This is a genomic window from Pseudoduganella sp. SL102 (assembly GCF_027856995.1).
Taxonomy (GTDB): Bacteria; Pseudomonadota; Gammaproteobacteria; order Burkholderiales; family Burkholderiaceae_D; genus Rugamonas; species Rugamonas albidiflava.
This window is the reverse complement of sequence record NZ_CP115554.1, coordinates 5,119,019-5,143,829: the sequence shown is the minus strand read 5'-3', so window position 1 is coordinate 5,143,829 and position 24,811 is coordinate 5,119,019. Positions and strand designations below refer to the sequence as shown.

Annotated in this window: 29 protein-coding genes; 15 read left to right on the top strand and 14 right to left on the bottom strand. The window is 67.0% G+C overall.

Annotated elements, in window-relative coordinates; genetic code table 11:
- Window positions 1–25: 25 nt before the first annotated feature.
- The gene (locus OU994_RS21740; protein ID WP_281607619.1) at window positions 26–349 is read right to left on the bottom strand and encodes a hypothetical protein; all 324 of its coding nucleotides are present in this window, start codon (window positions 347–349) and stop codon (window positions 26–28) included.
- Window positions 350–394: 45 nt separating this feature from the next.
- Between OU994_RS21740 and OU994_RS21735 the strand changes: the two genes are divergently transcribed.
- From OU994_RS21735 to OU994_RS21710, 6 genes are all read left to right on the top strand, one after another.
- Window positions 395–985, top strand: a complete 591-nt coding sequence (locus OU994_RS21735; RefSeq protein ID WP_131145121.1) for a phasin family protein — start codon at window positions 395–397, stop codon at window positions 983–985.
- A 480-nt stretch (window positions 986–1,465) separates the two neighbouring features.
- Window positions 1,466–1,714: a hypothetical protein gene (locus tag OU994_RS21730; protein ID WP_281607618.1), complete on the top strand. Its 249-nt coding sequence runs from the start codon at window positions 1,466–1,468 to the stop codon at window positions 1,712–1,714.
- Window positions 1,711–2,157 (top strand): thioredoxin TrxC, encoded by a 447-nt coding sequence (gene trxC, locus OU994_RS21725; RefSeq protein ID WP_281607617.1) that lies wholly within the window; start codon window positions 1,711–1,713, stop codon window positions 2,155–2,157. Before OU994_RS21730 ends, trxC begins: the two co-directional genes overlap by 4 nt.
- A gap of 87 nt (window positions 2,158–2,244) precedes the next feature.
- A complete protein-coding gene (locus OU994_RS21720; RefSeq protein WP_281607616.1) occupies window positions 2,245–3,456 on the top strand; it encodes an MFS transporter in 1,212 nt (403 codons plus the stop codon).
- The gene (locus OU994_RS21715) at window positions 3,456–4,079 is read left to right on the top strand and encodes a metalloregulator ArsR/SmtB family transcription factor (RefSeq protein ID WP_281607615.1); all 624 of its coding nucleotides are present in this window, start codon (window positions 3,456–3,458) and stop codon (window positions 4,077–4,079) included. The genes OU994_RS21720 and OU994_RS21715 overlap by 1 nt, the downstream gene beginning before the upstream one ends.
- A gap of 319 nt (window positions 4,080–4,398) precedes the next feature.
- Window positions 4,399–4,659, top strand: a complete 261-nt coding sequence (locus tag OU994_RS21710) for a hypothetical protein (RefSeq protein WP_281607614.1) — start codon at window positions 4,399–4,401, stop codon at window positions 4,657–4,659.
- Window positions 4,660–4,848: 189 nt separating this feature from the next.
- Here OU994_RS21710 and OU994_RS21705 read toward each other — a convergent pair whose 3' ends face one another.
- The gene (locus OU994_RS21705; RefSeq protein ID WP_281607613.1) at window positions 4,849–6,015 is read right to left on the bottom strand and encodes a multidrug effflux MFS transporter; all 1,167 of its coding nucleotides are present in this window, start codon (window positions 6,013–6,015) and stop codon (window positions 4,849–4,851) included.
- A 359-nt stretch (window positions 6,016–6,374) separates the two neighbouring features.
- Between OU994_RS21705 and epsC the strand changes: the two genes are divergently transcribed.
- On the top strand, window positions 6,375–7,295 hold the full coding sequence (gene epsC, locus OU994_RS21700) for a serine O-acetyltransferase EpsC (protein ID WP_281607612.1): 921 nt from the start codon (window positions 6,375–6,377) through the stop codon (window positions 7,293–7,295).
- 368 nt (window positions 7,296–7,663) lie between these two features.
- On the opposite strand, the gene OU994_RS21695 is transcribed toward epsC, so the two are convergent.
- The 8 genes from OU994_RS21695 to OU994_RS21660 are packed head-to-tail and all read right to left on the bottom strand — an operon-like array spanning window position 7,664 to window position 14,206.
- Window positions 7,664–7,990, bottom strand: a complete 327-nt coding sequence (locus tag OU994_RS21695) for a putative signal transducing protein (RefSeq protein ID WP_229420778.1) — start codon at window positions 7,988–7,990, stop codon at window positions 7,664–7,666.
- A 50-nt stretch (window positions 7,991–8,040) separates the two neighbouring features.
- Window positions 8,041–8,766, bottom strand: coding sequence for an ABC transporter ATP-binding protein (locus OU994_RS21690; RefSeq protein WP_281607611.1), 726 nt, complete (start codon window positions 8,764–8,766; stop codon window positions 8,041–8,043).
- Window positions 8,763–9,626 (bottom strand): ABC transporter permease, encoded by an 864-nt coding sequence (locus OU994_RS21685; protein ID WP_281607610.1) that lies wholly within the window; start codon window positions 9,624–9,626, stop codon window positions 8,763–8,765. The genes OU994_RS21690 and OU994_RS21685 overlap by 4 nt, the downstream gene beginning before the upstream one ends.
- A gap of 2 nt (window positions 9,627–9,628) precedes the next feature.
- On the bottom strand, window positions 9,629–10,612 hold the full coding sequence (locus OU994_RS21680; RefSeq protein ID WP_281607609.1) for an aliphatic sulfonate ABC transporter substrate-binding protein: 984 nt from the start codon (window positions 10,610–10,612) through the stop codon (window positions 9,629–9,631).
- Between the two features lie 34 nt (window positions 10,613–10,646).
- Complete coding sequence (locus OU994_RS21675; RefSeq protein WP_131148992.1) at window positions 10,647–11,474, bottom strand: MetQ/NlpA family ABC transporter substrate-binding protein; 828 nt, start codon at window positions 11,472–11,474, stop codon at window positions 10,647–10,649.
- 2 nt (window positions 11,475–11,476) lie between these two features.
- A complete protein-coding gene (locus tag OU994_RS21670) occupies window positions 11,477–12,163 on the bottom strand; it encodes a methionine ABC transporter permease (protein WP_281607608.1) in 687 nt (228 codons plus the stop codon).
- On the bottom strand, window positions 12,156–12,956 hold the full coding sequence (locus OU994_RS21665; RefSeq protein WP_281607607.1) for a methionine ABC transporter ATP-binding protein: 801 nt from the start codon (window positions 12,954–12,956) through the stop codon (window positions 12,156–12,158). Before OU994_RS21665 ends, OU994_RS21670 begins: the two co-directional genes overlap by 8 nt.
- 14 nt (window positions 12,957–12,970) lie before the next feature.
- On the bottom strand, window positions 12,971–14,206 hold the full coding sequence (locus tag OU994_RS21660) for an acyl-CoA dehydrogenase family protein (RefSeq protein WP_281607606.1): 1,236 nt from the start codon (window positions 14,204–14,206) through the stop codon (window positions 12,971–12,973).
- Window positions 14,207–14,410: 204 nt separating this feature from the next.
- Between OU994_RS21660 and ssuE the strand changes: the two genes are divergently transcribed.
- The 8 genes from ssuE to OU994_RS21620 all read left to right on the top strand — a co-directional run bounded on the left by ssuE (window position 14,411) and on the right by OU994_RS21620 (window position 22,067).
- A complete protein-coding gene (gene ssuE / locus OU994_RS21655) occupies window positions 14,411–15,013 on the top strand; it encodes an NADPH-dependent FMN reductase (protein WP_281607605.1) in 603 nt (200 codons plus the stop codon).
- Complete coding sequence (locus OU994_RS21650; RefSeq protein WP_281607604.1) at window positions 15,010–15,987, top strand: sulfonate ABC transporter substrate-binding protein; 978 nt, start codon at window positions 15,010–15,012, stop codon at window positions 15,985–15,987. The genes ssuE and OU994_RS21650 overlap by 4 nt, the downstream gene beginning before the upstream one ends.
- 33 nt (window positions 15,988–16,020) lie before the next feature.
- Window positions 16,021–17,169: an FMNH2-dependent alkanesulfonate monooxygenase gene (gene ssuD, locus OU994_RS21645; protein WP_281607603.1), complete on the top strand. Its 1,149-nt coding sequence runs from the start codon at window positions 16,021–16,023 to the stop codon at window positions 17,167–17,169.
- Window position 17,170: 1 nt separating this feature from the next.
- Window positions 17,171–17,983, top strand: a complete 813-nt coding sequence (gene ssuC, locus OU994_RS21640; RefSeq protein WP_281607602.1) for an aliphatic sulfonate ABC transporter permease SsuC — start codon at window positions 17,171–17,173, stop codon at window positions 17,981–17,983.
- A gap of 20 nt (window positions 17,984–18,003) precedes the next feature.
- The gene (locus tag OU994_RS21635) at window positions 18,004–18,828 is read left to right on the top strand and encodes an ATP-binding cassette domain-containing protein (protein WP_281607601.1); all 825 of its coding nucleotides are present in this window, start codon (window positions 18,004–18,006) and stop codon (window positions 18,826–18,828) included.
- Window positions 18,829–19,248: 420 nt separating this feature from the next.
- Window positions 19,249–19,815, top strand: a complete 567-nt coding sequence (locus tag OU994_RS21630) for a YceI family protein (protein WP_131145140.1) — start codon at window positions 19,249–19,251, stop codon at window positions 19,813–19,815.
- 68 nt (window positions 19,816–19,883) lie between these two features.
- On the top strand, window positions 19,884–21,644 hold the full coding sequence (locus tag OU994_RS21625) for an amidohydrolase (protein WP_281607600.1): 1,761 nt from the start codon (window positions 19,884–19,886) through the stop codon (window positions 21,642–21,644).
- Window positions 21,645–21,662: 18 nt separating this feature from the next.
- A complete protein-coding gene (locus tag OU994_RS21620; RefSeq protein WP_281607599.1) occupies window positions 21,663–22,067 on the top strand; it encodes a DoxX family protein in 405 nt (134 codons plus the stop codon).
- A 7-nt stretch (window positions 22,068–22,074) separates the two neighbouring features.
- On the opposite strand, the gene OU994_RS21615 is transcribed toward OU994_RS21620, so the two are convergent.
- From OU994_RS21615 to OU994_RS21600, 4 genes are all read right to left on the bottom strand, one after another.
- Complete coding sequence (locus OU994_RS21615) at window positions 22,075–22,674, bottom strand: chromate transporter (RefSeq protein WP_281607598.1); 600 nt, start codon at window positions 22,672–22,674, stop codon at window positions 22,075–22,077.
- Entirely contained in the window at window positions 22,671–23,234 is a 564-nt protein-coding gene (locus OU994_RS21610; protein WP_281607597.1) for a chromate transporter, read from the bottom strand. The genes OU994_RS21615 and OU994_RS21610 overlap by 4 nt, the downstream gene beginning before the upstream one ends.
- A gap of 119 nt (window positions 23,235–23,353) precedes the next feature.
- Window positions 23,354–23,518, bottom strand: coding sequence for a hypothetical protein (locus tag OU994_RS21605; protein WP_165497600.1), 165 nt, complete (start codon window positions 23,516–23,518; stop codon window positions 23,354–23,356).
- A gap of 533 nt (window positions 23,519–24,051) precedes the next feature.
- Entirely contained in the window at window positions 24,052–24,756 is a 705-nt protein-coding gene (locus OU994_RS21600) for a response regulator (protein WP_281607596.1), read from the bottom strand.
- Window positions 24,757–24,811: the final 55 nt, after the last annotated feature.

Genomic DNA, 24,811 nt, shown 5'->3' with positions numbered 1-24,811 from the left:
CGAGCGCGAGGCACACGTAGCCTTGTCATTCGCGCCGCCACTGGTGGAGTGAAACGTCCGTTGTATCGTCAATAGTATCGGCAATAGTATCGTCAATAGCATCGTCAATAGTATCGGCAATTGTATCGGCAATAGCATCGCCAATAGTATCGGCAACACGCTGGCCAGGCACGTCGGTAGTCACATCGGTAGTCACATCGACAGTCGCATCGGCAACCGCCTGGCCAATCGCATCGTGAATGACACCGCGAGTCACATCGCGCGTTGCGTCGTCGATCGCATCGTGAATCACATCGCCGACCGCATCGTGAATCGTATCGTGAGGCGCAGCGTCATTCACGTCATCCATTTCATGCAGTGGTTTGACACTGCATTCATCCGACAAGAGGCAACCATGTTCCCTTTTTCTCAAAGCATCACACCCGCGGCGAAGAGCCACGTGCAGGCCCAGGTGGCGTTCTTCAACGACATGTCCCGTTCGCTGTTCCAGATGGCACAGCAAGTCAATGAAGTGCATCTCCGGCTGGCACAGACCTGGCTGGAGGACCTGGCCACCACCAGCCAGGCGGTGATCACGGCAGGCAAGCCCACCGAAGTGTTCACCGTCACGGCTTCGCGCGCCCAGCCGGTCGCCGACCGGTTCCGGGCTTACCAGCAGCAACTGTCGAAGATCGCGGCGGATGGCCAGACCACGCTGATCCGCGTGGCTGGCGACCATGCCGACGAGACGGCGCGCGCGGCCCGCGAGTTTACCGATGAAGTCACGCGCGTGACGTCCGAGGAAACCGAACGCACGCTGCGCCAGCAGCACGACACGATGCGCCAGCTGGCCAACCCGCTGGACAGCATGGTCGACAGCGCCACCCGCCAGGCCCGTGCCGCGATGGGGAACGGCCTGGACATGGCCAGCCAGGCTGCCCAGGCGGCCCAGGCCGCCGCGCGCGCAGCTTCAGGGCAGTCGCGCAAGGAAGGGCAGCCATCGTAGTGGCTTGGCGCAATCGCTGAGCGCCCGTGTGCCCGGCGGTGCGGCATGCCGCACCGCCGCTTCAGTCCGCCTGCTTCAGTTTGCCGGCTTCCATCCGAGAGCTCGAATCTGCCGGCTTCAATCGGCCAGCTTCAATCCGCCAGCATCAATCCGCCAGCTTCAGTCCGCCAGCATCAATTCGCCAGCATCAATCCGCCAGCATCAATCCGCCAGCCTCAAACTGCTCACTTCAGGCTGCCCACTTCAAGCCGCCGCATCGAGCGGTTCCCACGTCGGGCGCCTCGGCCCGGGCTCATCCCCGCGCGTTTCTCGCGCCGGGCTTCCCGCTGGGTGCTTTCCCGGCATCCGCCCGGGACGGGACCGTGCCATGGCCCGCGCCATCGCTTTCCCGCATCGTCTTCCCCTGTGCCGCTGCCATGCGCCACGCAAGGCGGCCGGGCGCTACACTCGCCATTCGATGGATGAGCATGGAGTGCTTGCATGGGAGACTGGATCGATTTGCTGCAATGGCCGGCCATGGCCGCCTCGCTGCTGGCGGCGTGGCTGGTGGCCTCGCAACGGGCTCGCCGGCGCCTGTCCGGTTTCATCGTGTTCCTGGTCAGCAATGCGATGTGGATTGCCTGGGGCGTGCACGACGACGCCTGGGCATTGATCGCGTTAAACTGCTGCCTTGCCGTCACCAATATCCGCGGCATCGCCAAGAACCGCAAAGCCCAGGAAGATTCATGACCACACCGTTGCACATCGTTTGCCCCCATTGCGACGCCGTCAACCGCGTGCCGCAGGAGCGGCTCGGCGAGGCGCCCACCTGCGGCAAATGCCAGGCTTCGCTGTTTACCGGCCAGCCGGTCGACTTGTCCGGCGCGCGTTTCCTGAAACACGTCGAACGCAGCGATATCCCCGTGCTGGTCGACTTCTGGGCACCGTGGTGCGGGCCGTGCCGCACGATGGCGCCGTTCTATGCGCAGGCTGCCCGGCAGCTGGAGCCACGCCTGCGCGTGGTGAAGGTCGATACCGAAGCCAACCAGGAACTGGGCGCGCGCCATGGTATCCGCAGCATTCCCACCCTGGCGCTGTTCAGCAACGGCCGGGAAGTGGCGCGCCAGCCCGGGGCCATGGACACGGGCAATATCCTGGCCTGGGTGCAGCGCAACCTGCAGGGTTCGCGGTGAAGGCGCCGAAGTCAAGGTAATGCAGTGAATGCCTCATAAGTAAATGTAGTCGTTTACTTATTGTCGGGTTCGCCGTATAGTCGGCGCATGAACAAATCACTCCTGCTCACGGCGGCTTGCCTGCTGGCGCTTCTGTCCACCGTCGGCGCGTCGCTGCCGTATCCGATCCTGCCGCCGCTATTCGCTTCCGGTACCGCCAATGGCCTGAACGCCTTCCTCGGCTTGCCACCCAAGCTGCTGTTCGGCATCGCGCTGGCCATCAACCCGCTGGGCTTGCTGATCGGCGCCACGCTGCTGGGGCCACTGTCCGACCGCTATGGCCGCCGGCCCCTGTTGCTGGGCACCGCCTACGGCGCCGCGGCCGGCCATGCGCTGACCGCCGTCGCGCTGGTGATGGAATCCTATCCGCTGTTCGTGCTGGCGCGCTTCGCCACCGGTCTGCTGGAGGGCAACGGGTCGATCTGCCGCGCGCTCATCGCGGAAAAATTCACGGGCGCCGAGCGGGCGCGCGGCCTGTCGCTGGTGAATGGGGCGTTCCACATGGGCTGGCTGGTGGGGCCGATGCTGGCCGGCTTGACGCTCGGCTTCGGCATCGTGGTGCCGTTCGCCGCCGCGATCGCCGCGCTGGTGCTGGCCGGCGTGCTGGCGGCGATCGCGCTGCCCCGCGAGCCGGCGTCCAGGGAAACCACGTCGCTATGGCAGGTGGCCAGGCACCGCCATGCGTTGAACCTGCTGCGCCACGCCGAACCGCGCACGCTGTTCTTCATCCAGCTGGCCGGTTTCTGCGGCGTGACGGCGTTCTACGAGTTCTACCCGTTGTGGCTGGTGGAAGAAGGGCAGTATGATGCCGCCCGGATCGCGCTGATCAACATGGCGATGTGCGGCATCATGACGGCCGCCTCCGTGGTGGCCGGGCATTACGCCGGCGGCGATTCGCTGCGCCGGGCCGGCTGGTTCGCCTGGGGCATCGCGCTGGCGGTCGCTTGCGTGGCGGTGGGCAACCTGTGGATGGGGCTCGTCGCGATCACGCTGTTCGGCATCCCCAACGCGTTCTTCAACGCGACCGTGCAGCCGTGGGCGGCCGAGCGTTTCGCCGAGCACGGGCAGGGCGCCGTGATGGGCCTGATGTCGACCACGTTCTGCCTGGCCACCATCCTGATGGCGCTGGTCGGCTCGGTGCTGGTCCTGATCGATACGCGGCTCGTGCTGGCGGTGGGCGCCGCGGCGAGCCTGTGGGCCGGCTGGCGGCTGCATGGCTGGCGCCGCGAACTGGCGCCGGCATTGAAAGGAATTCACTGATGAACACCTCCGACCGTATCCTGTTCCTGCTGAAGACGCGCGGCCCGAAGACGGCGCAGCAGCTGGCCGACATGCTGGAGCTCACATCGATGGGCGCGCGGCGCCACCTCGAGGCCGCCGAGGAAAAAGGCCTGGTGGCGTTCCAGGACGTGGCCGAGAAAGTAGGGCGGCCATCGCGCCGCTGGCTGTTGACCGACGCCGGCCACGCGCGCTTCCCCGACCGCCATGCCGACCTCACCGTCGCCCTGATCGACCAGGTGAAGACCCTGTTCGGCGACGGCGCCATCGACAAGCTGATCGTCTCCCGCGAAGCCGCCAGCGAAGCGTTCTACCGCGACACCATCGGCGATGCCGCCGCGTTGCCGGAACGGGTGGCGGCGCTGGCCCACGCGCGCGACGTGGAAGGCTACATGGCCGAAGTGGAAACGCAGCCGGACGGCAGCCTGCTGCTGGTCGAGAACCACTGCCCCATCTGCGCTGCCGCCCGCGCCTGCCAGCAATTCTGCCGTTCCGAACTCGACGTCTTCCAGCGCGTGCTGGGCCCCGGCTGCGCCGTCGAGCGCACCGAGCACCAGCTGTCCGGCTCGCGGCGCTGCGCCTACCGCATCGTTCCCGTGGCATGAGGCGCTGCTCAGCCCGGTAGCACCCAAAACCGGGGACAGGCTCCGATTATTATCGAAACCGGGGGCAGGCTGCGGTTACATTCGAAAGCTGTAAACGAAACCGGTGACAGGCTCCGATTTTTTTCGAAACCTGGAAGGCGCGGAAAATAAGCCGGAACCGGCCCCAGTATTGTCGAAAACCGGCAGCAGGCTTCGGAAACGGCCCATTCGAAGGTCAAGAATAATCGGAGCCTGTCACCGGTTTCGCACCGGTTTGCGGTTCAGGCGCCGGGTTTCGCGGCTGTCGTGTACAGTAGCAAAAACACAACGGAGGATCACCATGCCACTGGAAGAAGAGGAACGCCGCAAGTTCGTGGCGGAAGTCTGGAAACGCTACGAGGAAGTGCAGAACTGGGCGATCGCCAACTGGCCCGATGCCGAGCACCGGCTGTCGACCAGCGATTTCGTCGAGGGCCGCAAGGAGATCCTCGGCCTGGGCTTGCCGCCCGAGCAGAAGCTCAAGCAGGAACCGCAGGCGGCGCCGGAGCCCGAGCAGGGCGGCCCCCAGTACCTGGATGTGACGCCCGCGCCCTGGCCTTGAACGTCACCCGCGCCGTGCGGGAATCCAGCACAGCAGGCTTACCACCAGGCAGCCCCGCACTTCTCCCTCGTTCCGCCCGCGGGGCGCTGGGCCCGATCAGCCGCGCCGCGCGGGAATCCAGCACAGCAGGCTCACCACCAGGCAGCCCCGCACTTCTCCCTCGTTCCGCCCGCGGGGCGCTGGGCCCGATCAGTCGCGCCGTGCGGGAATCCAGCACAGCAGGCTCACCACCAGGCAGCCCAGCACCCCGCAGGCAAGCTTGAACGCACTATCGAACAGCAGCGGCGCGACCAGCCCCGACACCAGCGCGAACAGCGTCATCTGGATGAACGATTGCAGGGAAGCCGCCAGGCCGCTGTTGTCCGGGAACAGGTTCATCGCCAGCAGGGACAGCGGCGGCATCGCCAGCGCCAGCGCCAGTGAATAGAAGAACAGCGGCAGCACGGCCCACGGCACTTCGGCCACGAAGAAATACGTGTACGCCACGTTGGCCAGCGCCGCCGCGGCCATGCCGGCATAGCTCATCCAGATCAGCTGCGCCTGCGTGCGCGAACGGGCCAGCTTGCCGGACAATCCCGAGCCCACCACCATGCCCGCGACCAGCGGGATGAACAGCCAGCCGAACGCCGTTTCCGGCAGGTGCAGGATGTTCATGATGAAGTAGGCGGCCGAGCCGATGTACAGCGCGAAGCCGCCGAACGCCACGCCGAGCGCGGCCGACAGGAGCAGGAAGCGGCGATGGCGCAGCACCTTCAGGTAATTCGCCGCGATCAGCTTCACTTCGAATGGATGGCGCTTCGCCTGCGGCAGGCTTTCCGGCAGCCAGCGCCAGACGGCGAACAGCATCACCACGCCGAACAGGGCCAGGAACCAGAAGATCGAGCGCCAGCCCAGCGACACCTGCAGCCAGCCGCCGAGGATCGGCGCCAGCGCGGGCGCCAGGCCGAACACCATCATTATGTGGCCGAGGATCTTCTGCGCATCGGCGCCCTCGAAGCGGTCTTGCACGATGGCCCTGCCGACCACCGAGCCGGCGCCGGACGACAGCCCCTGCAGCACGCGGCAGGCCAGCAGGAAGCCCAGCGAACCGGCCACCGCGCCGCCGACCGAGGCGATGATGTACAGCACCAGCGACCACAGGATCACGGGGCGGCGGCCCAGCGTGTCGGACAGCGTGCCGTAGAACAGCATCATGAAGGCAAAGCAGAACAGGAACAGCGACAGCGTCTGCTGGATCGCGATCGGCGTGGCGCCGAACTCGCCGGCGATTGCCGGGAACGAGGGCAGGTACGTATCGATGGCCAGCGGCCCCACCATCGTCAGGCCGGCCAGAAGCACCGTCAGCAGGATATTCATGGAGAGAGTATCGTTATTGTTTTTCGGGCGCGTATTGTACGCCAGCCGCGCCGTGCCTGCCGGGCCCGGCAGTTGCCGATTCGTCGGGGATTTGTCGTCGATTTGTCGCGGATTCGTCGCTGATGCGTTGGCGATAGGGGCCGATAGGAGCCGATATGAGCCGATGGGCGCGAAGACAAGCCGATATGCCGTCGATTCGTGGCCAGCCGTCGCCAGCCGTGTTCAGCCGTTTCCCGCGTCTGGCCGGCCCGCCGCAGAACGGCCATATCGATATGAGGTTATCGCATAACCGGGGTGGCGCGGATTTTCGTAGAATGCGCCTGCGCGCAGCCTGCGTGACATTTGAGTAAGTGAAGAACATGACTATCGATACCTTCGACGGCACCGGCGTCAAGCCTGCCCATTGGGACCTGGATGCCGTGGTCGCGGCATTGCGCGTATCGCGCGAGGCCACGCACAACATCCGCCACCAGCGCCGCGTCCGCGAGCTGCCGTCGCGCGAGGCGCTGACCACCATCGTCAACGGCCTGTCCGCCGTGCTGTTCCCCACGCACTACGGCCGGCCGAACCTGACCGACGAAAGCATCGACTATTTTGTCGGCGACACCCTGAACACCACGCTGAACCGCCTGACCGAACAGGTGCGGCGCGGCCTGCAGTTCGCCGACGATGCCGACATGGGCGAGGAAGCGCTGACCCAGAAGGCCCACGACATCACCCGAGCCTTCGCGGCCAGCCTGCCGCAGATCCGCGCGCTGCTGGTGTCGGACGTGCAGGCCGCCTATGCGGGCGACCCGGCGGCCACCTCGATCGCCGAGATCATGCTGTGCTATCCAGGCACCATCGCGATCCTGTACTACCGGCTGGCGCACCAGTTGCACCGGCTCGGTTCGCCCTTCCTGGCGCGCATGATCTGCGATATCAGCCATTCGCTCACCGGCGTGGACATCCACCCCGGGGCGCAGATCGGCGCCAGCTTCTTCATCGACCATGGCACCGGCGTCGTGATCGGCGAAACGGCGATCCTGGGCGAGCGCGTGCGGCTGTACCAGCACGTCACGCTGGGCGCCAAGCGCTTCCCGACGGATGCTTCGGGCATGCTGATCAAGGGCACGCCGCGCCACCCGATCGTCGAGGACGACGTGGTGATCTACGCCGGCGCCACCGTGCTCGGCCGGATCACCATCGGCGCCGGCTCCACCATCGGCGGCAATGTGTGGCTGACCCAGAGCGTACCGCCGAACAGCAACGTCTCCCAGGCGCAGATGCGCAGCGATTGAACAGCCGGTCGCCGGAACCGTTGCCGGAAAACCGGTGACAGGCTTGCCGTGAAGTGAAGGCGACGTGACTATCAGAGTTGGCGTTGGGGGGAGTGGTGTCGGACATTTTTTCCGAGCGCTTCATCCGGAAAATGTGTCGGACACCGGTTTCTTCCTCAGGAAATCGGCAACATCATGCGAAAACCGGCCGGTCTGCCGCAGCGGTCGGATACCGAAAAAGCCGGTGTCCGACACCAGACCGCAACAACTACCGACGCATCCAAGGTCACCAATCAAGCGGCACCGGTGCCTGTCACCGTTTTTGAAGAAACATTTCCCAAGACGCGCTGCCGCCGCTATGCGCAAAGATCCGGCCGAGGTCCAGCCAGCTACTCCGGCACTTCCCAGTCCTTCAACGCCAGGTCGCCCCGTTCGTACGCGGCCAGCACTTCCTTGGCGGCGGCCAGGTCGCGCTCGTGCACCAGCACGCGGGCGCCGCCCAGCGCGGGCGAGATCAGCTGGTCGACCTGGGAGTGGTGGTCGTCCGCCACGGCGGCGGCGATGCCGGCCGCGTTCAGGCAGCCGCGCAGCACGTGCGCCTGGGTGGGATCGAGGCAGCGCGCCGCGATCCCGTAGTCATCCTTGATCTGGTCCTTGATCCCGGTATCGCCCACCCGGTCGTTCCCGCCGAACGCATCGCTGAAGAGGTTGGCCATCGTCGTCTCGTGTTTCCAGCGATTATGGACGACGCCGGCGGAACAGGGCGCTACAGAGCGTGGCTGGCGTACAGCGCGTCGAGGATCTTGCCCTTCAGCGCCGCCTGGGCCGGGTCGCCGCGGCGGCGCGGGCCGGGCGGCGGCAGGTATTCGTCGCAGCGGCCGCCCGCGGTGCCGTCGAGCAGCACGCTGCGGTCGCTGAGGAACAGCGCCTCGTCCAGGTCATGGGTCACCATCAGCACCGTCAGCGCATGTTCGCGCGCCAGCCGCTTCAGCAAGTCCTGCAGGCGGATGCGCGTAAAGGCGTCGACGGCGGAAAACGGTTCGTCCAGCAGCAGCACGCGCGGCCGGTTGTACAAGCCGCGGGCGATGGCGGCGCGCTGCGCCTGGCCGCCGGAGAGCTGGCGCGGCAGGTAGTCGCCCAGGCCCGCCAGGCCCACGTCGGCCAGCAGGGGCGCCGGATCGGCCGTGCCGCCGAATGCCACGTTCTGCGCCACCGTCAGCCACGGGAACAGGCGCGGCTCCTGGAAGATCAGGCCGATGTCGGCCGACACGCCGTCCAGTGGCGCGCCGGCCAGCGCGACGCTGCCGTGCCAGTCGCGATCGAGCCCGGCGACGATGGACAGCAGGCTGCTCTTGCCGCTGCCGCTGGCGCCGATCAGCGACACGAATTCTCCTTCGGCGAGCCGCAGCCGCAAGTCGCGCAACACCGTGCGCGCGCCGAACGCCTTGCGGATCACGTGGACGTCGAGCAGTGCGGGAGCGGGATGGCTCATGCGGCCCTCGCCAGGTCGTCGCGCCATGCCAGCAGCCGGGATTCCAGGCGCCGCATCAGCGTGTCGCTGGCCTTGCCCAGCAGTGCCAGCAGCAGGATCGCCGCCAGCACGATGTCGGCGCGGCCCGTTTCGCGGCCGTCGCTGAGCAGGTAGCCCAGGCCCCGGCTGGCCGCGATCAGTTCCGCCGCGACCATGAACATCCAGGCCAGCGACAGGCCGTTGCGCAAGCCCGTCATCAGCGACGGCAGGGCGGCCGGCAGCAGCACGCGCCGCGCCAGCGCCACGCTGCCCAGGCGGTACATGCGGCCCACCTCGACCAGCTTGCGGTCGACGCCGGCGATGCCCGAGGCGGCGCCCAGGTAGACCGGGAAGAAGGCGCCGATCGCGATCAGCACCAGCTTGGGTGCTTCGTCGATGCCCAGCCACAGCAGCAGCAGGGGGACCCAGGCCAGCGACGGTACCGCGCGCAAGGCCTGGAAAGTGGGGTCGAGCAGGGTGGCGATGCGCGCATTCAGCCCGACCGCGGCGCCGATGGCGATGCCCAGCAGCGCGCCGGCGGCATACCCGGCGGCCACGCGCAGGGAACTGGCCAGCACATGCCACAGCAGGTCGGCATGCGCCAGTTGCGCGAGCGTTGCCGCGATCTCCGATGGCGGCGGCAGCAGGTGGGCCGGCACCGCGCCACCACGCACCAGCAGCTCCACACCCAGCAGCGCAAGGACTGGCAGCAGCAGGCCCCACGCCGGGTGGGGCCGCCCACGCCGCGCCGCCGGCGCCGGCACCGGCGCGGATGGGGCGTGGTCGGCGGCAGGCTGCCTGCCCACCAGGTCGATGCTCGAATGCAGCGCGGGTGGCGTCATCGTCACGCCTTCGTGATCAGCGCGCGGGCGAAGCGGGTATCGACCAGCTCGGCGATGGTGCGCTCCAGGTCGACGCCCGGCTTCACCAGTGCTTCCTGCCGCAGGATCGGCGCGGCCTGCCGCAGCGCGGCCACGTGCTCGCTGCCCGGCTGTGGCTGCGAAAAGTCGGTCCTCAGCTTCACCTGCAGCAGCGCGACCGGCAGCGACACCCTGGCTTCCTCGGCCAGGATACGCGCGGCTTCCGACGGATGGGCGACGATCCACTTGCGCGCCCGTTCGTACGCGGCCAGCACGCGCGTGACTTCTTCCGGCCGCTGGGCCAGGAATTGCTCGCGCACGTTCAGGAAGCCGTAGGTGTTGAAGGCCACGTTGCGGTAGATGAGCCGCGCGCCGCCTTCCAGTTCGCTGGCAGCCATGTGCGGATCGAGGCCGGCCCACGCGTCCACGCGGCCCTGTTCCAGCGCCGTGCGGCCATCCGCATGCTGCAGCGCCACGTGTTCGATGTCGCCGCGTTTCAGGCCCGCCTGCTGCAGGGAGCGCAGCAGGAACAGGTAGGGGTCGGTGCCCTTGGTGGCGGCCACCTTTTTACCCTTCAGGTCCGCCACCGACCGGATCGGCGAATCCTTGCGCACCACCAGCGCCGTCCATTCGGGGCGCGAATAGATGTAGGGCGTGCGGATCGGGTTGCCGTTGGCGCGCGCCAGCAGGGCGGCCAGGCCGGCCGAGGAGCCGATGTCGATGCTGTTGCCGTTCAGGTATTCGAGTGCCCGGTTGCTGCCGGCCGAGAGCACCCACTTGATGTCGGTGCCGGCCGGCCTGAAGGCTTCCTCGAGCCAGCCGAAGCGTTTCAGCACGAGGCTGGACGGCGAGTAGTACGCATAATCGAGGCGCAATTCCTTCAGCGGTTCGGCGGCGCGCGCCAGCGATGGTACGGCAAGCGCGGCGGCGGCACCGGCGACGGATTTCAACAGGGTACGGCGTTTCATGGTTGGTTTTCCTGGAAGTTCATGTAGTGCGGAGTCACTTGCCCGCTTCGAGGGCGAGCTGGTAATCGGTCTTGGCGTAATCGGCGAAATGCTTGTTGGTGACCGCGAGGAATTCGCGTGAGCGGTAGGCAGCGGCGATGTCCTTCGCGAACTGCTTGTCCTTGTCCGCGGTCTTCACGGCCACCAGGTTCACGTAGTTCGGCGAGATCTTCTCGGTCTTCAGCGCATCGCGCAGCTTCAGGCCGGAAGCCAGCGCGTAATTGCCGTTGACGAAGGAGTAATCGGTATCCTGCAGGGAGCGGGGCAGTTGCGCCGCCTCCAGCGGTACCAGCCGGATCTTCTTCAGGTTCTGCGCCACGTCCCGCTCCGAGGCGCGCACCGGATCGACGCCCGGGCGCAGCTTGATCCAGCCGAGCTGCTCGAGCAGGACCAGCGCGCGCGCCTGGTTGGTCGGATCGTTCGGCAGCGCCACGGTACTGCCTTCCTTCACTTCGTCGAGGCGCTTGTGCTTCTTGCTGTAGATGGCAATCGGCGCCGTGGGCACCGTCACCAGCGGCACGATCGGCAGCTTGTGCTCGCCGGCGAAGCGGTTCAGGTAGATCACATGCTGGAACACGTTGGCATCGAGCGAGCCCTCGGCCAGCGCGAAGTTCGGCTGGATATAGTCGTTGAACTCCACCAGCTTCACCTTGTAGCCCTGGCGTTCCAGGATCGGCTTGATGCCGAGCCTTACCTGGTCGGCATAGGGGCCGGCACTGGTGCCGATTACTACTTCCTTGGGATCTTTCGCGTGCACGGCAAGCTGGGTCGTCAAAGAGCACAGCAGCAAGGCAAACAGTACGGCGCGGCGTTGGTCGGTCATCATCACTCCTGGCGTTTGTCGAGCCGGCGCGCGAGGCGGGCGCCGGTGAACTGGATCACTTGCACGATCAGCACCAGCAGCAGCACGGTGGCGATCATCATTTCGGTTTCAAAGCGGTAGTAGCCGTAGCGGATGGCCAGGTCGCCGATGCCGCCGCCGCCCACCACGCCGGCCACCGCCGAATAGGACAGGAAGCTGATCGCCAGCACCGTCAGGGCCAGCACCAGGCCGGAGCGGGCTTCCACCAGCAGCACGCGCCAGACGATCTGCAGTTCGCTGGCGCCCATCGCATGGGCCGCCTCGATCACGCCGCGCGGCACTTCGCGCAGGCTCTGTTCGACCAGGCGGGCGAAGTAGGGGATCGCCGCACAGGACAACGGCACGCTGGCCGCCAGCGGCCCGATCGAGGTGCCGGCAACGATGCGTGTAAAGGGCACCAGCGCCACCAGCAGGATGATGAACGGGAACGAACGCACCGTATTCACGCACCAGCCCAGCACGGCCGCCGCGTAGCGGTTCTGCAGCGGCTGGCCGCGCGAGACGAGGAACAGCAGCACGCCCAGCGGGCCACCCAGCAGCACCGTCGCGGACAGGCCGATCGACAGCATCGCCAGCGTCTGGCCCAGCGCCGTCCACAGCTCGGGCAGGAGCTCCTGCAACTTGATCAGCGAAGCCGGCCAGTCACGCATGCAGCGCCTCCCGCGTGGCGCTGGCGAACAGCGGCAGCAGCTCGCGGCCCAGCGCGGTGACCGCGTGCGGCGTGCCGGGCCGCACGATCTCGGCCACTTCGCCCGCCTCGATCACGGCCACGCGGTGGCACAGCGAAGCCAGCACGTCGAGCTCGTGGCTGACGATCACGATGGTCACGCCGAGGCGCGTGTTCACGTCGGCGAGCGTGGCGAGGATGCTGCGCGTGGTCTCGGCATCGAGCGCTGAGGTGGGTTCATCGCACAGCAGCACGGCCGGCCCGCTGGCCAGCGCCCGGGCGATCGCCACGCGCTGGCGCTGGCCGCCGGAGAGCTGGGCGGGCCAGGCCTGCGCCTTGTCCTCCAGGTGCACCAGCGCCAGGCAATCGGCCACGCGCCGCGCCATCGCCGCGCGGTCATGGCCGCCATGGATCTTCAGGGGGAAGGCCACGTTGTCGGCCACGGTGGCGTTCTGCAGCAGGTTGAAGCCCTGGAAGATCATGCCGATGTTGTGGCGCGCCCCACGCAGCGCGCGCTTGCCCAGGCGCGTCAGCTCCTCGCCATCGACCGTCACGGTGCCGGCATCGGGCCGCTCCAGCAGGTTGAACAGGCGCAGCAGCGTGGACTTGCCGGCGCCGCTGCGGCCGGCGATGCCGAAGATCTCGCCGGCGCCGATGTCGAGCGATACGTCGCGCACGGCGGCCACGCCGGTGCCCCGGTCCGTGCCGAACGAACGTGACACGCCGCGCAGGCGGATCAGCGGCGCCGCGGGCGGCAGATGATGAAGCGCATTCAAGGCCAGGTCCCCGCTCACGAATAGGGGCCCGGCTCGGGCAGCGTGCCATTCAGCGCGTAGCGCCCCAGGTCGCGGTACTTGTAGTCGACCGGGTCGTGCAGCGTGTGCACGCGGGCGTTGCGCCAGTAGCGGTCGAAGCCGAAGCGGGCCGACGTGGAGCGGGCACCCGTCAACTCGAACAGCTGGCTGCCGATCTCGATGGCGGCGCGGTGCGCCAGCACTTTCGCCTCGGCGCCGGCGATGGCCAGCTCGCCCCGTTCGCGCGCCGTCACGTCGGGCCCCCGGCGGAACACGCGTTCCAGTTCGCGGCCGGCGTGATCGGCCAGCACCACGGCCGGCCGCAGCAGGGTCCACAGCTCGCCGTAGCGGTGCTGGATGAACGGATCGTCCGCCGCGGTCGCGACGCCGGCGGCGGACCAGGGCCGCGCCTCGCCGACCGTATAGTCGCGCGCGGCGGCGAACGCCCCTTCGGCGATGCCCAGGTACAGGTTCGTCATGATCAGTTGCGCCACCTGCGAGCGCACGGTGGACAGCGGCGTGGCCGGCTGGCCCGGCTGCTGCAGCACGAGGCCGATCGGCAGCAGCGTATTGTGGAATTGCACGGTGCCGCTGTCGGTCTGCTTCTGGCCGAACGCATCCCAGTCGGCGCGCACGTCGACGCCGTCGGCGCCGGTCGGCAGCACGCCGATCAGGGGCGCCTGCGTGGGCTCGTGCCAGGCGGAGATCGTCAGCCAGTCCGAGCCCACCGAGCCGGACGCGAAGCTCTTGGTGCCATCGAGCAGGAAGCCGCCTTTCGCATCGGTCGCGACGAGGCGCCGGTCCAGCGGATTGAGCGCATTCCCCCAGAACAGGCCATCGTCGACGCTGGCATGCAGCAGGTGGCGCTGCTGCTGCTGGGTGCCATATAGCTGGATGCCGGCCAGCTGCAGGTGGTGGAAGCCGAACACGTGGGCAAGCGCGCTGTCGGCGCGCGCCAGGATGCGCACCGCCTGCAGCGTGGTATCCCAGCCCGCGCCGTGGCCACCGAAGTCGGTGGGGATCGACATTGCCAGCAGGCCGGATGCGCGGATCAGCTGGCGCTCGTGGCGCGCGTGGCCGCCGGCCGCATCGCGTTCGATGGCCGTGGTGGCCAGTTCGGCGGCCAGCGCGGCGGCGACGGCAAGCGGATCGGCATGCGGTGTCGCTTGCGGGCCCGCAGGCGGAGCCGCAAGCGGAAGAATATTTGGCAGGACGGATTCGGGTGCGTTCATGGATGCCTGGATGGATGACTGCGCGGACAGGGCACGAGTATCGCGTCACCGTCAAACGCCCGTCCACGAAGAAAAGCACGCTTTGATATGCGGAGAAATCATGGTGAAAAAAACACATATCGAAGTGCGAAAGCATTCGTTCTGCAACCCGTGGCGCTGCCTTAGTCTTGCAACCATTGAATTGTCATAACAAGGCGAACAGACATGAGCATCCTCCTGATTTCCGGCAGTCCCGCAGTGCCATCCTCCTCCAGCCGGCTCCTTCACCACATCGGCGACAAGCTGGCGGCGCACGGCCACCGCACCACCCGCCTGAACGTGCGCGACCTGCCCGCACAGGCGCTGCTGGCGGCCGACCCCACGGACGCCGTGGTGCGCGCCGCATTGGCCGAAGTGGCCGACGCCGATGCCGTGATCGTCGCCACCCCGGTCTACAAGGCGGCCTACGCCGGCGTGCTGAAAGCCTTCCTGGACCTGCTGCCGCAGAACGGCCTGGCCGGCAAGATCGTGCTGCCGGTGGCGACGGGCGGCAGCCAGTCCCACCTGCTGGCGCTCGATTACGCGCTGCGCCCCGTGCTGCATGCGCTGGAAGCGGACCAGGTACTGACCAGCATCTACGCCACCTCGCAGCAGGTGCAGTGGAGCGAGCAGGAAGGCGTGCTGCTGGCGCCGGAGATCGCCGTGCGCGTGGCCGCCGGCGTGGCCACGCTGGACCGCGCGCTCGGCTACCGCAGCGCCGCCGAGCAACTGGCGCACGCCGCGGCGCGTTCGCTGCAGGATCACCCTTTCGTTTCGCAGGCGGCATGATGACGACCCATTCCAAACGCACGCTGCGCCGCCGCACGCTGGGATTGCTGGTCGCCAGCGCCATTGCCGGCGCATCCGTGATCGCCCCGCTGGCCCAGGCCCAGGACAAAAAGGTCGTGCGCATCGGCTACCAGAAATACGGCACGCTGACCTTGCTGAAAGGGCGCGGCACGCTGGAGAAGCGGCTGGCGCCGCAGGGCGTGACGGTGCAGTGGACCGAGTTCCCGGCCGGCCCGCAACTGCTGGAAGGCCTGAACGTCGGCAGCATCGATTTCGGCACCGTCGGCGAAGCACCGCCGATCTTTGCGCAGGCCGCCGGCGCGGCCCTGGTCTACGTGGGCAACGAGCCGCCGTCGCCGCACAGCGAGGCGATCGTCGTGCCGAAGGATTCGCAGATCAAGAGCGTGGCCCAGCTGAAGGGCAAGCGCGTGGCGCTGAACAAGGGCTCCAACGTGCATTACCTGCTGCTGCGGGCACTGGAGCAGGCCGGCGTGGCGTACAAGGATATCCAGCCGGTCTACCTGCCGCCGGCCGACGCCCGGGCGGCGTTCGAGCGCGGTGCCGTCGATGCGTGGGTGATCTGGGATCCGTTCTTCGCCGCGGCGCAAAAACAGCTCGGTGCCCGCGTGCTGGCCGATGGCAAGGGCCTGGTCGCCAACCACCAGTTCTACCTGGCGTCGCGCGACTGGGCGCGCGCCAACCCGGCCTTGCAGCAGGTGCTGCTCGAGGAAATCGGCAAGGTCGACGACTGGGGGCGCGATAACGCGAAAGAAGTCACTGCCATCCTGGCAGCCCAGACGGGACTCGAACCTGCCGTGGTGGCGCTGGCCGCATCGCGCTACAGCTACGGCGTCAAGCCCGTGTCGGACCAGGTGCTGCGCGAACAGCAGAAGATCGCCGATGCCTTCGCCAGCCTGAAGCTGATCCCGAAACCGATCGCCATCAAGGATGCCGTGCTGGCATCGGCGAAGTAAGCGCCATCTCAGTCATTTCATAGTGGAGTTTTCATGTCGTTGAATTTGTTCTGGTTCATTCCCACCCACGGCGACAGCCGTTACCTGGGCACGTCGAAAGGCGCGCGCGCCGTCGATGCCGACTACCTCCGGCAGGTGGCCGTGGCGGCCGACACGCTGGGCTACGACGGCGTGCTGCTGCCCACCGGGCGCTCGTGCGAGGATGCCTGGGTAGTCGCATCCTCGCTCATCCATGCGACGAAGAAACTGAAGTTCCTCGTCGCGGTCAGGCCGGGCCTGTCCACGCCCGGCCTGGCGGTGCGCATGGCTGCCACGTTCGACCGGCTGTCGAACGGACGGCTGCTGATCAACGTGGTCACGGGCGGCGACCCCACCGAGCTGGCGGCGGACGGCCTGACGGCCAACCATGCCGAGCGCTACGAGATCTCGGATGAATTCATCCGCATCTGGCGCGGCGCGCTGTCCGGCGAGGGCGGCGATGCCGGCTTCGATTTCGAGGGCAAGCACCTGCGCGTGAAAGGCGCGAAAACGCTGTACCCGCCCGTGCAGAAACCGTATCCGCCGCTGTACTTCGGCGGTTCGTCGGAAGCGGCGCATGAACTGGCGGCGGAACAGATGGATGTGTACCTGACCTGGGGCGAACCGCCGGCCGCCGTGGCCGAGAAGATCGCCGATATCCGCCGGCGCGCCGCCGAGCATGGCCGCACGGTGAAGTTCGGCATCCGCCTGCACGTGATCGTGCGCGAAACCAACGAGGAAGCGTGGCAGGCGGCCGAGAAGCTGATCTCGCACCTGGACGACGATGTGATCGCCAAGGCGCAGGCATCGTTCGCCCGCATGGATTCGGAAGGGCAGCGCCGCATGGCCGCGCTGCACGGCGGGCGGCGCGACAAGCTGGAAGAGTCGCCGAACCTGTGGGCCGGCGTGGGCCTGGTGCGCGGCGGCGCCGGCACGGCGCTGGTGGGCGATGCCGAAACGGTGGCCGCGCGCATCCGCGAGTATGCCGACCTGGGCATCGAGACCTTCATCTTCTCCGGCTATCCGCACCTGGAAGAATCGTACCGCTTCGCCGAACTGGTATTCCCGCTCTTGGGCAAAGGCAAGGAACAGGGCGAGGTGTCGATCACCGGGCCGTTCGGCGAAGTGATGGCCACCGACATCGTGCCGAAGAAGGCGGCCTGAGATGAGCGGCGCCCAAGCACACGCACCGCAGGCGGTGGCGCGGCCGAGCCCCTGGGCGCGCCTGAACGTGGCGCTGGCCCCGTGGCTGCTGCCGATCTTCCTGCTGCTGGCGTGGGAAGTGTCGGCCCGCACCGGCTGGCTGTCGAGCCGCATCCTGCCCGAGCCGCTGGCCGTCGCCGCCGCGTTCTGGACGCTGGCCGCCTCGGGCGAGCTGTGGGAGCACCTCAGCACGAGCCTGTGGCGGGCGGCTTCCGGCTTCGCGGTCGGCGCCGGCCTCGGGCTGGCCCTGGGCCTGTTGACGGGCAGCTTCCGCCGCGCCGAAACGCTGCTGGACACCACGCTGCAGATGGTGCGGAACATTCCCGCGCTGGCCCTGATTCCGCTGGTGATCCTGTGGTTCGGCATCGATGAAACGGCCAAGCTGTTTTTGCTGGCGGTGGGCGTGTTCTTCCCGGTCTACCTGAACACGTTCCACGGCATCCGCGCCACCGACGCGGGGCTGGTCGAGATGGCCAAGAGCTATGGCCTGAAGGGCTGGCCGCTCTACCGCGACGTGATCCTGCCCGGCGCGCTGCCGTCGATCCTGGTCGGCGTGCGCTTCTCGCTGGGCCTCGTGTGGGTGCTGCTGATCGTGGCCGAGACGATTTCCGCCCAGGCCGGCATCGGCTACATGACGATGAACGCCCGCGAATTCCTGCAGACCGACGTGGTGCTGGTGGGGATCCTGCTGTACGCGATCCTCGGCAAGCTGGCCGACCTGGTGGCCCGCGCGCTGGAGCGCCGGCTGCTTCGCTGGAATCCCGCTTACCTTTGAAAGACTATTGAAAGAGCACGATGCTGCATGCGACCTTACCCCTCGATACTGAACCGTTCGCCTTTACTCCCGAGCCCGTGGAAGCGGCACCGTCGCGCCGGCCGCTGCGGCGGCAGGGCGTCGGCGTCCACCTGGAAGGACTGACGAAATCGTTCGGCGCGCGCCGCGTGCTCGATGGCATCGGCCTGGAACTGAAGGCGGGCGAGTTCGTCGCCATTGTCGGCCGCAGCGGTTGCGGCAAGAGCACGCTGCTGCGCACGATCGCCGGGCTCGATGCGGTCGACAGCGGGCGCGTGGCCGTCGGCCAGGGCGTCCGGCAGGGCGCCACCGGCCAGGATTCCCCGCTGCGCATGATGTTCCAGGAAGCCCGGCTGCTGCCGTGGAAGACCGTGCTGGAAAACGTCGCGCTGGGCTTGCGCAGCGGCCAGCAACCCGGCTTGCACGCGGCGGCCGGCGCGCTGGCCGCGGTCGGCCTCGCGGACCGGGCCGATGCCTGGCCGGCCCAGTTGTCCGGCGGGCAGCGGCAGCGCGTGGCGCTGGCGCGGGCGCTGGTGCACGAACCGTCGCTGCTGCTGCTCGACGAACCGCTCGGCGCCCTCGACGCGCTGACCCGGATCGAGATGCAGCAGCTGATCGAATCGCTGTGGCGCCAGCGCGGCTTCACCGCGGTTCTCGTCACCCACGACGTGCAGGAAGCGGTGGCGCTGGCCGACCGCGTGCTGCTGATCGAAGAAGGCCGCATCACCCTCGATCTCGCTGTCGACCTGCCACGCCCCCGCACCCGCGGCAACCCCGCCTTCGCCGCCCTGGAAGAAAAGCTGCTGGACCGGCTGCTGGCGCGCTGAAGCAGCGGTATTACAGTCGAGTTCGTGTCATGGTGCCTGGAAGGAGTGAACTCTTGTAAGGGATCACCGCATTGCAGGCGCAGAGCAGTGCTCTGCGAAACCCCTGCAATGCCCCCCTGACATGGATGATTGACATGCCACGGTTGCGCTCGTGTCACGGTGCCTGACACCATGACACGAGCTCGGCCACTTCCCGAACAGGCCAGGCTTGTCCCCCCAAGGCAGGTAACGACGGGCTTTCCCTTTTGGCAGATGTGCAGCCGGGCGCGCGCCGCCTATGATGCTGCTTATTCCGGCGGGCGCCGCACTATCGATAATTTCGATAGCACAACGGTAAATTTTCCGTTTTACACTACTCCCCGGGCGCGGACATAATGCCGCATCGACAACCTGTATGACTCACCACCGGAGAGTACCACCATGAAAAAACTGATCGCCCTCGCACTTGCCGCCGGTTTTTCGACCGCCGCCCTGGCCGCGCCCGAAACCTATGTGATCGACGATTCCCACACCTTTGCGCGCTTCTCGTATTCGCACCTGGGTTTCTCGACGCAGGAAAGCCGCTTCGACAAGACCAAGGGCAAGATCACCATCGACCGCGCCGCCAAGACCGGTTCGACGGAAATCACCATCGACACGAAGTCGGTGAACACGGGTAACGAGACCTTCAACGGCCATATCAAGGGCGCCGATTTCTTCGACGTGGAGAAATTCCCCACCATCACGTTCAAGTCGACCAGGTTCAACTTCAGCGGCGATGCGCTGGCCTCGGTGGATGGCAACCTGACGATCAAGGGCATCACCAAGCCGGTGAACCTGAAGGTCACGTCGTTCAAGTGCCAGCCGCACCCGATGGCGAAGAAGGATGCGTGCGGCGCGAATGCCACCGCCACCATCAAGCGTTCCGAGTTCAACGCCGGCAAGTACGCACCGAACGTCAGCGATGAAGTCACGCTGACCCTGGCCGTGGAAGCCATCAAGGAATAACCGCCACGCAGGGCAAAGCGGGCAGCGGTCGCCCGGCAGATTTTTGCAGTCTCAACGAGGAAAAAAGCATGAAGCGACTGATGCTCGCTGCCGCCATCGCGGCGGCAGGGACCAACACATCCATGGCAACCGACCTGATCGTCACCAACGCCAAGGTGGCGACGATGGTCAAGGAAGGCCAGTTCGTCCAGGCCGTGGCGATCGACAATGGCAAGATCTCGGCGGTGGGCAGCAATGCCCAGGTGCTGAAGAAGAAGACCGCCGCCACGCGCGTGATCGACGCGGGCGGCCGGACCGTGATTCCCGGCCTGAACGACTCCCACCTGCACATCATCCGCGAAGGCCTGAACTACAACGCCGAGCTGCGCTGGGATGGCGTCACGTCGCTCAGGCGCGCGCTGGAGATGCTCAAGGAGCAGGCTGCGCGCACGCCCGATGGCCAGTGGATCAAGGTGGTCGGCGGCTGGAACGAATACCAGTTCGAGGAAAAGCGCCTGCCCACGCTGGCCGAAATCAACGAGGCGGTGCCGGACAAGCCGGTCTTCCTGCTGTACCTGTACGGCCTGGGCTTCCTGAACCAGAAGGGCATCCAGGTCCTCGGCTACGACGAGAAAACGCAGTACAAGGAAGGCGTCGTCGAACTGGGCGCGGACGGCAAGCCGACCGGCCTGCTGGTCGCCAAGCCGAATGCGCTGATCCTGTATTCCACGCTGGCGAAGACGGGCATGCTGCCGCGCGACCAGCAGGTCAATTCCACGCTGCAGTACTACCGCGAACTGAACCGCCTCGGCGTCACCAGCGCGATCGACGCGGGCGGCGGCGGCCAGGCCTACCCGGACGACTATGCCGTCAGCCTGGAGCTGGCCAAGGATGGCAAGCTGACGGTGCGCACCTCCTACTACCTGTTCGCCCAGAAGCCCGGCAAGGAGCTGGAAGACTACCAGCGCTGGCTCACGCAGACCCGGCCGGACAAGAACGACCACCTGTTCTACGCCAACGGCTACAACACCGAGGGCGGCGGCGAGAACCTGGTGTGGAGCGCGGCCGATTTCGAGAACTTCCTGGAACCGCGGCCGGACATGCCGGAGCACATGGAAGGCGAGCTGGAAGCGGTGCTGAAACTGCTGGTGAAGAACCGCTGGCCATTCCGCATCCATGCCACCTACGGCGAATCGATCGAGCGCGACCTGGCCGTCATCGAAAAGGTCGACAGGGAACTGGGGCTGAAGGGCTTGCGCTGGTTCTTCGACCATGCCGAGACGATCTCGGACGCCCAGCTGGCGCGCGTGAAGAAGCTCGGTGGCGGGATCGCCGTGCAGAACCGCATGTACTTCCAGGGCGAGGCGTACTGGAAGCGCTACGGCGCGCAAACCCGCCAGATGCCGCCGATCCGCACCATGCTGAAGATGGGCATCCCGGTGGGCCTGGGCACGGACGGCACGCGGGTATCGAGCTATGGCCCGTGGCCGTCGATCTACTGGGCCGTGTCCGGCAAGACCGCCGGCGGCCTGCAGGTCTGGCAAGACAAGGACCGCCTGTCGCGCCATGAGGCACTGCGGCTGATGACGCGCGGCAGCGCGTGGATGAGCGGCGAGGAAAAGGTCAAGGGCACGCTGGCGGTCGGGCAGTATGCCGACCTGGTGATCCTGCCGCAGGATTACTTCACCATGCCGGTCGACGGCATCCGCAACCTGGAAGCGGCGCTGACGATCGTCAACGGCAAGGTGGTCTACGCCGGCGATGCCTTCGGCCAGTACGCGCCGGCCGCGCCGGCCGTATTGCCAGAGTGGAGCCCCGTGAAATTCTACGGCGGCTACCAGAACCGGTAACGGAACAGGGAGGGGAAGATGCTGAAACGCTTCATCGGTTCCGCCACGCCGGATGCGGGCCTGCTGTTCGCCCGGCTGGCCGGTGCCGCGCTGCTGCTGTGGGTGCATGGCTTGCCGAAGCTGCTGCACTGGCAGCAGGAACTGGCGCATATCGACGACCCCCTGCACCTGGGGCGCGGCGTCACGCTGGCGTGCGCGCTGTTTGCCGAGGTGCTGTGCCCGTTCCTGATCGCCGCCGGGCTGTTCACGCGGCTGGCCTGCCTGCCGGTGCTGTTCCTGCTCGGCGTGTCGATGGTGCTGGTGCACCCCGACTGGAGCATCGAACAGGGCCAGTTCGGCTGGCTGCTGCTGATCGTGTTCGGCACCATCGCGCTGGCCGGCGCGGGGCGCTGGTCGCTCGACCGCCGGCTGGCCGCCGCCTGAAGCTGCTCTACAGGAAGCCGAGGGCGCCGAGCAGGGCGCCCGCCGCCAGCAGCCACAGCAAATGGATGCGGGTGCGCCAGATCAGCAGCGTGGCCACCGCCGACACCGTGTACAGCGGCCAGTCGGTGGCGAAGTTGCCGTTGGCGCTACCCAGGATGAGGCCGGTCGATACCAGCATCGCGATCACCAGCGGCGCCATGCCCTGCTTGAAGGCGCGCACCAGGCGCAGTTCGCGGTTGCGGTGGCCCCAGTTCGCCGCCAGCAGCATCAGCACGCTGGAGGGCAGCAGGGCGCCCACCATGGTGACGATCACGCCGAATGCCGCAGCGGCGTAACTGCCCGCGTTCATGCCCACGTTCCACCCCATCAGCGCCACGAACAGCACGTTCGGCCCGGGCGCCGCCTGGGCGATCGCGATCGAATCGTTGAATTGCGTCTGCGTCAGCCAGCCATGCTGCTCGACGAGGTAGCGGTGCATTTCCGCCGTGGTGGCGATCGTGCCGCCCACCGACATCAGCGAAATCACCAGGTAGTGGGCGAACAGGTCGAGCCAGTCGTGCCAGGCCAGCACGATCTGGAGTTGCGTGGCCGGGAGGTCGGGCGTCATGGCTTGAGCCTGTACCAGGTCAGCACGCAGCCGGTGCCGCCCAGTACCAGCAGGGCGCCCAGCATCGGCAGGCGCAGGACCGCGAGGCCGATGATGCCCAGCGCCGCCAGCGGCAGCGTGACGGCCAGCGGGAGCGGATGCTTGCGCAGCGTGGCGCCCAGCTTGATGCCCATGGCAACCACCATGCCGGCCGCCACCGCGGCCATGCCGCGCAGCGCACCGGCCACGCGCGGCTGGTCGGCATAGTGCGAATAGACCGAGCCCAGCGTCAATACCACGAGGGCCGGCACCAGCAGCAGGCCCAGCAGTGCAACGGCGGCGCCACGCAGGCCGAAGAAGCGGCTGCCGATGACGAGCGCCAGGTTGCACACGTTTGGCCCGGGCATCGTTTGCGCGACCGCCCACTCCTCGATGAATTCTTCCTGCGTCATCCAGCGGCGCCGCTCGACGATCTCGCGCTGCACCACGGGCAGCACGCCGCCAAAGCCCTGCAGGGCCAGCAGGGTGAAGGCAATGAACAGGTCGGCCAGGGAGCGGGGGCGGGGCGGGGCATCGGTCATGGGGCGCTATTATCCGCGCACCGTTGCCGTGTGTCCACGCGGTGTGGTGCGCCCGGGCCTGTTACATCCGGGCGTGTTACATCCGGGCCGGTGCCGTGCCGGTCCGCCAGAGGCGAGCTTCAGCCGCCGCCGATGCCTTCCTGGATCACGCCGCTGCCGCCGCAGTTCTGGCATGACTTGCCATCCTCCAGCTTGCCGGTGCCGTGGCAGGCGGGGCACACGTCCTCGCCGCTGCCGGGAGTGCCAGGTGCTGCTTCGTCGCCGGGATTCAGGGGTTCGCTCATGATGGTCTCCTTGAAAGAAGCCGCAGCATAGCGCGGCCCGGCCGTGCGTACTGCGAGGCACCTAACACTGGCGCTTCGCGAGGACCGGGTGCCTGCCACGGCATCGCGCCAGGCCGGCCGCCAACGGCCCCGCCGCTCGCCGGGTTATGCACAAAAATTGGTCGAAAGAATAAGTGGAGACTTTTTTGCACCGGCTGAAGCGGTTTCACCGATGGGCTCGTAAGTGCTTGATTTTATTGAGCGCCGCGTTTGCCTTTTGAACGGGCAGTTTAAGGAAAATGGCGTCATTACGGGCTGTTTGCGTTGTCAAGGGCGGCTTATCAACAAAGTTATCCCCAACCTGTGTGGATAGATGAAAAATCGCTGCATAATCCGTGACTTAGCACAAAGCACGGCGCTGGAATCCATGACTTGCACGCGTGTTGCCCGATGAAGCCGGCAAGATCGCTACTGTATGCCTATACAGTCCACCCCGCTGGCGTGTGACTTTTCCGCGGCTTTTTCCATGCCGGTCCAACGCTGCGTCGAGACGTTTACTCGTCGACCGGGATGCGGCCGGTTACCGTGAACTGTCCCGGTTCCGGACCGGCAGCGACCTGGACCCGCAACGGCAGCGCGGGTTCGCCCAAATGCAGTTCGCCGCTCCAGCCTTGCCCGGCCTGCACGGCGGCCAGCGCCGCCAGCGCGGGTTCCTGCACGGCGCGCAGGGCGGCCTCGGCGCGGGCGATGCGCAGCTGGGCTTCATGCAGGCTGTGATAGCCGCGCAGGGAAGCGATCACGGTGGTGAACAGCTTGCGCGTGGTGAGATCGGTCTTGCACCAGAAATCGTTGATGTCGTAGTCGAGGATGATGCTGTGCTCAAGCGCCTGGCCCGGCTGCCCGGTGCGCAGCACCACGCGCACCAGCGAATTGCCCAGCTCGTCGCGAATGCGCCGCGCCACCTTCAGGCCCGCGTCGGCCGTTTCCATGATCACGTCGAGCAGCACCAGCGCCACGTCCTCATGGTTGCGCAGCACCGCCAGGGCTTCTTCGCCGCTGTACGCATGCAGGAACGACAGCCGGCGGCCCATGAAGTGGGCATTACTGAGGGAGAACTTGGTGACCACGTGCACGTCGACATCGTCGTCGACGATCAAAACTTTCCATGGCGGCGGCCCGGCGGTAACCTGCGGTTGCGGCTCGGGCATGTCGTCTTCTATCATCCAGCCTTCGCTGGCATCGTCCACGTTGACTTGCATGATGTTCTCGCTGCGGCATTCATTAAGATACTGTCGGTGACACTATTCCTCGACG

Coding starts and splice junctions, on each gene's coding strand:
- OU994_RS21740 (WP_281607619.1), bottom strand. CDS start 349: ATGGATGACGTGAATGACGCTGCGCCTCACGATACGATTCACGATGCG.
- OU994_RS21735 (WP_131145121.1), top strand. CDS start 395: ATGTTCCCTTTTTCTCAAAGCATCACACCCGCGGCGAAGAGCCACGTG.
- OU994_RS21730 (WP_281607618.1), top strand. CDS start 1,466: ATGGGAGACTGGATCGATTTGCTGCAATGGCCGGCCATGGCCGCCTCG.
- trxC (WP_281607617.1), top strand. CDS start 1,711: ATGACCACACCGTTGCACATCGTTTGCCCCCATTGCGACGCCGTCAAC.
- OU994_RS21720 (WP_281607616.1), top strand. CDS start 2,245: ATGAACAAATCACTCCTGCTCACGGCGGCTTGCCTGCTGGCGCTTCTG.
- OU994_RS21715 (WP_281607615.1), top strand. CDS start 3,456: ATGAACACCTCCGACCGTATCCTGTTCCTGCTGAAGACGCGCGGCCCG.
- OU994_RS21710 (WP_281607614.1), top strand. CDS start 4,399: ATGCCACTGGAAGAAGAGGAACGCCGCAAGTTCGTGGCGGAAGTCTGG.
- OU994_RS21705 (WP_281607613.1), bottom strand. CDS start 6,015: ATGAATATCCTGCTGACGGTGCTTCTGGCCGGCCTGACGATGGTGGGG.
- epsC (WP_281607612.1), top strand. CDS start 6,375: ATGACTATCGATACCTTCGACGGCACCGGCGTCAAGCCTGCCCATTGG.
- OU994_RS21695 (WP_229420778.1), bottom strand. CDS start 7,990: ATGGCCAACCTCTTCAGCGATGCGTTCGGCGGGAACGACCGGGTGGGC.
- OU994_RS21690 (WP_281607611.1), bottom strand. CDS start 8,766: ATGAGCCATCCCGCTCCCGCACTGCTCGACGTCCACGTGATCCGCAAG.
- OU994_RS21685 (WP_281607610.1), bottom strand. CDS start 9,626: ATGACGCCACCCGCGCTGCATTCGAGCATCGACCTGGTGGGCAGGCAG.
- OU994_RS21680 (WP_281607609.1), bottom strand. CDS start 10,612: ATGAAACGCCGTACCCTGTTGAAATCCGTCGCCGGTGCCGCCGCCGCG.
- OU994_RS21675 (WP_131148992.1), bottom strand. CDS start 11,474: ATGACCGACCAACGCCGCGCCGTACTGTTTGCCTTGCTGCTGTGCTCT.
- OU994_RS21670 (WP_281607608.1), bottom strand. CDS start 12,163: ATGCGTGACTGGCCGGCTTCGCTGATCAAGTTGCAGGAGCTCCTGCCC.
- OU994_RS21660 (WP_281607606.1), bottom strand. CDS start 14,206: ATGAACGCACCCGAATCCGTCCTGCCAAATATTCTTCCGCTTGCGGCT.
- ssuE (WP_281607605.1), top strand. CDS start 14,411: ATGAGCATCCTCCTGATTTCCGGCAGTCCCGCAGTGCCATCCTCCTCC.
- OU994_RS21650 (WP_281607604.1), top strand. CDS start 15,010: ATGATGACGACCCATTCCAAACGCACGCTGCGCCGCCGCACGCTGGGA.
- ssuD (WP_281607603.1), top strand. CDS start 16,021: ATGTCGTTGAATTTGTTCTGGTTCATTCCCACCCACGGCGACAGCCGT.
- ssuC (WP_281607602.1), top strand. CDS start 17,171: ATGAGCGGCGCCCAAGCACACGCACCGCAGGCGGTGGCGCGGCCGAGC.
- OU994_RS21635 (WP_281607601.1), top strand. CDS start 18,004: ATGCTGCATGCGACCTTACCCCTCGATACTGAACCGTTCGCCTTTACT.
- OU994_RS21630 (WP_131145140.1), top strand. CDS start 19,249: ATGAAAAAACTGATCGCCCTCGCACTTGCCGCCGGTTTTTCGACCGCC.
- OU994_RS21625 (WP_281607600.1), top strand. CDS start 19,884: ATGAAGCGACTGATGCTCGCTGCCGCCATCGCGGCGGCAGGGACCAAC.
- OU994_RS21620 (WP_281607599.1), top strand. CDS start 21,663: ATGCTGAAACGCTTCATCGGTTCCGCCACGCCGGATGCGGGCCTGCTG.
- OU994_RS21615 (WP_281607598.1), bottom strand. CDS start 22,674: ATGACGCCCGACCTCCCGGCCACGCAACTCCAGATCGTGCTGGCCTGG.
- OU994_RS21610 (WP_281607597.1), bottom strand. CDS start 23,234: ATGACCGATGCCCCGCCCCGCCCCCGCTCCCTGGCCGACCTGTTCATT.
- OU994_RS21605 (WP_165497600.1), bottom strand. CDS start 23,518: ATGAGCGAACCCCTGAATCCCGGCGACGAAGCAGCACCTGGCACTCCC.
- OU994_RS21600 (WP_281607596.1), bottom strand. CDS start 24,756: ATGCAAGTCAACGTGGACGATGCCAGCGAAGGCTGGATGATAGAAGAC.